A 254-nucleotide genomic window follows, 5' to 3' on the forward strand; every position below is an offset into this window, starting at 1 on the left:
CTGGTAAGCCTGACTGGCAACAGTAAGGAAGCCGTAACCAGTGGAATCCGTTTTGGCGAGATCGACAGTGTCACAGGCGACAGCCTGGTAGGCTCGGATAACGCGGACAGGTTCGAGATTACCGGTCTGAATGCGCTGATGGCCAATGATATTGCCTTTGATGGTATCAGCAGCGTTGATGCCCTTGGCGGTATCGACACGGTCAACGGAGCCGAAGATGCCGAGTGGTTACTGACTGGTAATAATAAAGAAGC

Annotated in this window: 1 protein-coding gene; it reads left to right on the forward strand. The window is 52.8% G+C overall.

Features of this window, described 5'->3' with window-relative positions:
* A partial coding sequence (locus Q1A48_RS21595) for a hypothetical protein (RefSeq protein ID WP_299948949.1) occupies nt 1–254 on the forward strand: 254 nt, incomplete at both ends.

The sequence above is a fragment of the uncultured Microbulbifer sp. genome, from assembly GCF_947489355.1.
GTDB lineage: Bacteria > Pseudomonadota > Gammaproteobacteria > Pseudomonadales > Cellvibrionaceae > Microbulbifer.